This is a genomic window from Acinetobacter sp. CFCC 10889 (genome assembly GCF_003268395.1).
Taxonomy (GTDB): Bacteria; Pseudomonadota; Gammaproteobacteria; order Pseudomonadales; family Moraxellaceae; genus Acinetobacter.
In genome coordinates, this window is record NZ_LQXQ01000097.1 from 1 (window position 1) to 6,351 (window position 6,351).

Annotated in this window: 3 protein-coding genes and 1 pseudogene; all 4 read left to right on the top strand. The window is 43.3% G+C overall.

Annotated features, from left to right (window positions below; all coding sequences use genetic code 11):
- Positions 1–530: 530 nt before the first annotated feature.
- Positions 531–1,769 (top strand): efflux RND transporter periplasmic adaptor subunit, encoded by a 1,239-nt coding sequence (locus AVJ19_RS19965; RefSeq protein WP_111861299.1) that lies wholly within the window; start codon positions 531–533, stop codon positions 1,767–1,769.
- A gap of 10 nt (positions 1,770–1,779) precedes the next feature.
- Complete coding sequence (locus AVJ19_RS19970; RefSeq protein WP_092692958.1) at positions 1,780–4,863, top strand: efflux RND transporter permease subunit; 3,084 nt, start codon at positions 1,780–1,782, stop codon at positions 4,861–4,863.
- Complete coding sequence (locus AVJ19_RS19975) at positions 4,856–5,182, top strand: DUF3240 family protein (protein ID WP_092692960.1); 327 nt, start codon at positions 4,856–4,858, stop codon at positions 5,180–5,182. The genes AVJ19_RS19970 and AVJ19_RS19975 overlap by 8 nt, the downstream gene beginning before the upstream one ends.
- Positions 5,179–6,351, top strand: a pseudogene (locus AVJ19_RS19980) (TolC family protein); the annotation flags it as partial. The gene AVJ19_RS19975 and the pseudogene AVJ19_RS19980, both read left to right, overlap by 4 nt.

A 6,351-nucleotide genomic window follows, 5' to 3' on the forward strand; every position in this document is an offset into this window, starting at 1 on the left:
ATGATCACTTAGATTGTCTCAATTATCCAAGTAAGATGGTTAGATTGTAGCAGAATTACTATTTATTAAAAGTATAAGCGATATTAATTTAATAGTTTTGATTTAATCCAGCGTAATAATTTTTAGGATAAAGTAAAAATAAAAATAATTGATTTCAATCTGAATCAATTCAGATTGAAATCGTGCATGATTAATTTTGCTCTAAAAAAATAATGATTAAAATTTATAAAGTAAAGTAGATGAATGTATTTTCACGACATTGTAGGGATATTTATTAACTGGCCCTTTAACGGAGATGAAATTTTGTGACTGAGTATATTCTTGAATTGATTTAAGCAAACTCATTGCTTCTCGAGATAAGGGGGATATGGTTTTCTTTTTCCGCCTTCATCTGCTCTTTAGAAATAACCGAGATATTATGCTTAGGTGGAAATTACCCTTTAGATCCTGAAAAAATTGGATTTCCAAACTTAATTAGATCTTAAGAACTTAAATTTATCCTGAGAGAAAATATTTTTGAGGGTAGATCAGTGAGTCAACAAGTGAGTGTATTACGAAATAATAAAATATTTCTCAGTATTTGCACATTGGTCTTGGTAATTTTAGGAGTTTGGTGGGCGAGCAGTTCACTATTTAATAAAAATAAAGCGGAAAAATCAAAGCCACAAAATGTAACCGCCAATGAAACAGAAACCATAGATGTCTCTGGTAATCAGATTTTAATTTCGCCCACACAGATTCAACAGGCAGGTATTCAATTACAAACTTTAGGACAAGCGACAAGTGATGTACAACTTGCACTGACTTTGCAGGGGCAAGCGCAGTGGTCACCTCAAAGTAAAGTGGTCTTAACCAGCCCGATAGCGGGGATAGTTCAACAGGTACTGGTGCAACCTTTAGCAGAAGTTGGTCTCCATAGTCCTGTACTGGCCATTCATAGCCCTGATTTAATTCAGATTCAAAATGAAATTTTACAAATTCGTGCACAACTGCAATTGGCCAGCCAAAATTTGGCACGTGAACGCAGTTTATATGCTGAAGGGATTATTGCTGAAAAACGTGTACAGGAAGCCCAGAATGTAGTGCAACGACTGAATATTGATTTGAGTGCCAAGCAACGCATGTTGCAGTTTATGGGAGGAAGTAGCAGTCAGGGACTGAATTCCGTAGTGTATGTTAAAAGTCCCGCCAAAGGCAGTGTAGAAAGTTTACAGGTATCTGCAGGTCAATATGTAGAAACCGGCGCAGTACTGGGTCAGTTGGTGAATAGTGATCTACCTTTGCAATTAATGTTGCAAGCCCCTTTAGCGGATAGCAAATATATCCAGATTGGCGATCTGGTTAAAGTTGAGGGGTGTGAAATTACTGGGCAGGTACAAAAAATTGCACCAGCACTTTCAGACAATACGCAATCTCAAAATGTTTTAGTTCAGATGAATGCCAAGGATAACTGTTTAAAAGTACAACAGTTTATTAAAGCGAATATTCAAAGCCATAACCCGACAACAGAAACTGCATGGGTAATACCAAGTACTGCCTTGACTTTAAAAGATAACAAGCACTTCATTTTTATCAAAAATCAAAATGGTTTCTTTGCAATGCCGGTGGAATTGGTGGGTGCGAACCAGCAGCAAAGTCATGTGATTGGAAACACATTAAAACCTGGAATTCAAGTTGCTGTGAATGGTGTCGAACGTCTAAAAGCCGTTTGGTCAGGTTTCGGTGCAGAGCAGGCACCACCTGCCAGTAGTAGCACTGCGATGAAATGAGGTTAGGCACATGTTAAAACGTATTATTGCATTTTCACTGAGTCAACGAATCCTAATGCTGTTATTGGGTGTGGCAATCAGTGTTGCAGGTTATTTGGCATTTACAAAATTGCCGATTGATGCCTTTCCCGATGTATCAAGTACACAGGTTCAAATTGTGATGAAATCTCCTGGCATGACGCCAGAAGAGGTGGAAAGCCGTATTGTGGTACCGATAGAACAGGAAATGTTGGGAATTCCTCATCAGACTGTATTACGTTCACAATCTAAATATGCCATTGCAATCATTACCCTGGATTTTGCAGAAGGGACAGATCCTTATTGGGCCCGACAACAGGTCAATGAGCGTTTGACTGGAGTCATGTCAGCTTTGCCTGGCAATGCCTCTGGTGGGATTGCGCCTATGACGACGCCATTAGGTGAATCTTTTATGTTCACTTTACATGGCCCTATGAGTGATATGGAAAAACGAACCTTGCTCGATCGGGTCGTCCGTCCACAGCTCAGAAAAATTGAAGGGGTAGCGGATGTCAATGTCCTGGGTGGTTTGGCACGTACTTTTGAAGTGACACCCAACCTGGATGCTCTGGCATCAAGAGGTCTATCTCTTGATCAGTTAAAACAAGCAATTGAATTAAATAATGCAAGTGACGGTGCCGGTCGTCTGAATGAAAATGGAGAATCATTACTGATTCGTAGCGATAGTCGTGTCACCAATTTACAAGAGCTGGGTGAGATTATTGTTTCCAATCATCAAGGGACACTGGTGCAAGTGAAGGACATTGCCGATGTCCATACCGGTGCCCTTACCCGTTACGGGGCAGTGACCGAAAATGGTCAGGGTGAAGCTGTTCAAGGGATTGTCCTTACTTTAAAAGGCGCCAATGCACGTCAGGTTGTGCAAAGTGTGCGTGAACATTTGCAGGACATTGAGAAAAACTTACCCCCGGGCGTTACGATCAAGCCTTTTTATGACCGTGGTGAACTGGTGAATCGTGCCATTCATACCGTGAGTAAAACCTTGATCGAGGCGATTGTACTGGTCCTGATTTTATTGCTGTTGTTTTTAGGCAATTTAAGAGCCGCTTTGGTTGTTGCCGCGATTTTACCTTTATCTGCGTTGAGTACCTTCTTAATGATGCGTCAGTTTGGATTAAGTGCCAACCTGATGTCATTGGGTGGCTTAACCATTGCTATTGGTTTGCTGGTCGATGCGGCTGTTGTGGTGGTGGAAAATATCGAAATGCAACTGGCAGATGCACACGAGTCCAAACACCGTTTGTTTTTACCGTCGCTGAACGTCATTTATCGCGCGGTTTGTGAGGTGGCGGTGCCGGTGACCGCAGGAATGATCATTATTATGCTGGTCTTCATTCCGTTGATGACGTTGCAGGGGCTGGAAGGGAAGCTTTTCTCTCCGGTGGCGCTGACCATTGTCTTTGCACTGTCGAGCTCACTGATTTTTTCATTAACAATTATTCCGGTGCTGTGTTCTTATTTCTTGAAATCTCAAGCACATCACACGCCATATATTGTTGCTAAGCTGGAACAGGCATATAGCAAGGTATTAAATGCAAGTTTAGCTCATCCGAAACGTGTTTATGCTTTGGCCGGAGGCGCTTTGGTGGTTGCTGCACTTATTTTCCCACTCATTGGTAAGTCTTTTATGCCAACCATGGATGAAGGTGACACCATATTGCAGCTGGAAAAAATGCCATCGATCAGTCTGCAAAATTCAATTGCACTTGATCTGGACATTCAAAGAAGAATTCTAAAACAAGTTCCAGAAGTGGCCCGCATTGTGGCAAGAACAGGCTCGGATGAACTGGGCCTGGACCCCATGGGCTTAAATGAAACCGATAGCTTTGTCATTTTGAAACCGCAAGATCAGTGGCAGGGACAAAGTAAGGAGCAGATTTTAGCCAAAGTTCGCCATGTATTGACTGACGTTCCTGGAGTCAATCTGACCTTTAGTCAGCCGATTGAAATGCGGACCTCAGAAATGTTATCAGGTGTACGTGGAGATTTAGCAGTCAAAATTTTTGGTACCGATTTAGACCAGCTAAATCAGCTGTCTAAGCAAATTTCTACCGTTCTACAAGGGATCAAAGGCAGTGAAGATGTCATGACGTTGGAAAATTCCGGGGTGCAATATCAGGAATTACGTATTCGTCGTGATATGGCTGTTCGCAATCAGCTAGATAGTCAAAGCATACAGGCACAACTCAAAATGCTCATCGAAGGGCAGCAAATTAGTTCGATTATTGAACAGGGTCGACCGGTTCCGTTGATGATCAAAGGTGATCCGCGTCTGGGGCAATCCAGTTTTGCCCTTGCAAATATGAATTTACCTGTTGAAAACTCAGCGGCTGTACCATTGTCCTCTTTAGCAGAAATGGTCAAGACTGAAGGTGTCGTTAAAATTGACCGGGAAAATGCTTCAAGAATGTCCGTTGTCCGTGCCAATGTGCGTGACCGCGACCTGGTCGGTTTTGTCGAGGAAGCAAAACAGCAGGTTGCCCAGAGAGTTAAATTACCGGCAGGATATTCATTGAAATGGGGTGGCCAGTTTGAAAATCAACAACGTGCAGCAGCGCGTCTGATGCTGGTTGTCCCTGCAGCGTTGACCATGATTTTTTTCCTGCTCTTTACAACTTTAGGTTCTGTTCGTCAGGCAGTACTGGTTTTTGTGAATATTCCCTTTGCTTTAATTGGTGGAGTCGTGGCCTTAGCCATTACCGGTGAATATTTATCGGTGCCTGCTTCGGTCGGATTTATTGCATTAATGGGGATTGCTGTACTGAATGGTTTGGTGATGATCGGTTATTTTAACCAGCTCATTTCACGCGGCATTGCAATTGAAGAGGTGGTTCGTGAGGGAGCTATGCGACGTTTACGTCCAGTGATGATGACTGCAAGTATCGCGGCTTTGGGTTTAATTCCCTTGCTCTTTACCACTGGGCCAGGTGCTGAAATTCAGCGTCCATTAGCGATCGTGGTAATTGGCGGGTTAATTTCCTGCACCTTACTGACGCTGATTTTACTTCCTAACTTGTTTAAACAATTTGGTTTAGTGCGAGATATTCATGTCTGAAATGTGCCAACTCTCTATCAACATCTCCAGTGATATTGCGGAAGAATTAATGAGCCATTTATGGCTCATTCCCGAGATTGTGACAGGATGTACCTGTATCCCGGCACAAGGTTTCGGTAGCCACCAACATTATCGCAACATTCAAGAAAAAATTCGGGGTGCAACTGAGCGTAATTTGATTCTGTTGATTTTACCCCTCGCAACTGTGCCTTTAATTTTAGCCCATATCCAAAAGAAATTTAAATCAAGTGACTGTTTCTATTGGGTATTACCAACCATAGCATCGGGTTATGCTGGTCAAGGAAAGGTGAACGAATGAAACCAGAGATAGCTACTCAACCCCGTTTGCTGGGTAAAGCCTTATGTTTAATAGGCTTGGGCTGTTGTGTGATGATGGCTTCTGTCGTCTCCGCGGAACCCGCTTTGGATCAGGTCTTGCCACCACTCGATGCGATCAAGCAGAGCTTGTCACAGCATCCAACTGTTCGGTCGCAGTCTCGGATCAGGACTATGCCAATTTTGCAGGACAAGGGCTAAAACTGGGCCATCCCTGGACCGTACGTGCGGGGATGCAGCTTCGTAACACCGATGCCCAGGATGGTCAAACAAAGTCCAATAGTTATGAGCCGAACTTTGGTGTTGAAAAGCAGATTCGTTTGCCTGGCAAATACCGGCTGGATCAGGATTTGGCGCAACGAGGGATGAGTATTGCAGAATTAAAATATGAAGATGCCAAACATGAAGTTGCCAAAACCTTGCTGAATCAGTGGTTTGCCTATATGCGTAGTGCTTTGCAATTGACACGCTTAGAGGAACAGCAGGCAAGAATACAACACTATATGCAAATGACCCAGCAGCGTATCCGTGCTGGAGATGCCCCACGACTGGAACTGATGCTGCTCAGCAATGAATCTCGGCAAATCGAAGAACAATATATGCAGGCTAAAACAGCTTACTACCAAGCACAGCAGCTATTGTCACGTGATTATCAGGGGAAAATTCCAGAACACTGGAGCAGTGATGTCATCAAAATTCGCCCACTCGAATATACACAGACTGAATGGATACAGCAGGTTTTGTCTGCTAACCATGAGCTTGAGTTGGCCAAAACGCAGGCAGCACAGCAAGATGCGTTAGTCAAAAGAGAGAAACTCAATCGGGTAGCTAATCCTACGGTCGGAGTGGGCTATAGTCGTGAGCAGTCAGGCATTGAAAATTTGATGAGTGTGAGCGTTTCAATTCCACTCGCCAGTCGGCAAGTGCGGATAGCTTCTGGTATGGCCATGGCGGAAGCTCAAAAGGCCAATTTTGAGATCGGACGAGTAGAAAACCGTTTGCGTCAGGAAACGCAATACTGGTTCACGCAGATGGAGTCGGCAACTGTACGGAGTGAGCAGGCTCAACAGAATTTGGCACAGTTACAGCAACAACATGGATTGATGCAAAAAGCATATAAGCTCGGTGAATTGAGTTTAAATGAACTGTTAC

Bases quoted from the DNA above. Each gene is read 5' to 3' on its own strand.
- AVJ19_RS19970 (WP_092692958.1), top strand. From the start codon at position 1,780: ATGTTAAAACGTATTATTGCATTTTCACTGAGTCAACGAATCCTAATG.
- AVJ19_RS19975 (WP_092692960.1), top strand. From the start codon at position 4,856: ATGTCTGAAATGTGCCAACTCTCTATCAACATCTCCAGTGATATTGCG.